Raw genomic sequence first — 1,222 nt, forward strand, 5'->3', positions numbered from 1 at the left:
AGCCTGTGTTCGATCCCTGTTTCGATCTCTGTCGAGGGATGACCTCCGATCGTTCGGGGGCACCGTCGGTGACCGGCTCGGCCTGGTCGTCGGGCTTCGTGTTGATCCCGGCGGGCTTCGGCAGCGGCGGCGGGACCGGCCGCCGGTTCACGAACCGCTCCGGGTGCGCGGCGTAGGCCGCGTCGAGCACCCGGGCCCGCGCGGCGTGCGCCTGCCCGGCCAGGCCGAAGTAGACGGCCGCCGGCGAGAGATAGCCGATCCCGGAGTGCTTGTGCGCGGTGTTGTACCAGGTGAAGAACCCACGGCAGAACCGGCGTGCCTGCTCGATCGAGTCGAAACGGTCAGGGAACTCGGGCCGGTACTTCAACGTCTTGAACTCCGATTCGGAGAACGGGTTGTCGTTCGAGACCCGCGGTCTGGAATGCGACCGGACGATGTCGAGGTCGGCCAGCAGCAGCGTGAGGGTCTTCGACGTCATCGACGAGCCACGGTCGGCGTGCACCGTCAGCCCCGACGTGTCGACACCGTACTTCTCGCACGTCTGGCTGACCAGCTCCTTCGCGAGTTCCCCGGACTCGTTCGGCGCAAGCAGCCAGCCCACGACATACCGGCTGTAGACGTCGAGAATGACGTACAGGTAGTAGTACTCGTGTTTCGACCTGCCCTTGAGCTTGGTGATGTCCCACGTCCACACCTGGTCCGGTGCGGACGCGAGCAGCTCGGGCTTCACGTGCGACGGGTGCGACGCCTGGGCGCGGCGCTCCCCGGTCTGCCCCGCCGCGGCCAGGATCCGGTAGAACGTCCGCCACGACGCCAGGTAGACCCCCTCGTCGAGCAGGGTCGCCCACACGTGCGCCGGCGAGGCGTCCCGGAACCGCTCCGAGTTCAACACCTCCAGCACCCGTTCCCGCTCCCGCGCGGACAGCGCCCGCGGCTGGACCCGCTCCCGGTGCGGCTTCGGGACCGGCCGCGGCGGCACCGAAGCCGGCGGACGATGACGCCGGTAGAACGTCGCCCGCGACCGGCCCGTCAACTCGCAGGCCTTCTTCACCCCGACAACCCCGGCCAGCTCCACCGCGCAGGCGTCAGCTATCCGTTCTCCTTCGGCGACGACTCCCGGGAAATCTCGGGAATGCTTTCGGAGAGCGCCTCCAAAAGCGCGTTGGCTTTTCCCATGATGTCCACCACGCGCCGGGACGCCTCAAGCTCCTTGTCCTTCCGG

Annotated in this window: 1 protein-coding gene; it reads right to left on the reverse strand. The window is 68.3% G+C overall.

Annotated features, from left to right (window positions below):
• The coding region (locus AC08OV_RS19420; protein WP_476620067.1) for an IS3 family transposase at positions 1–1,075 on the reverse strand (1,075 nt) is incomplete at its 3' end.
• Between the last annotated feature and the right edge of the window lie 147 nt (positions 1,076–1,222).

The sequence above is a fragment of the Frankia sp. CeTa3Moorea genome (assembly GCF_978021225.1).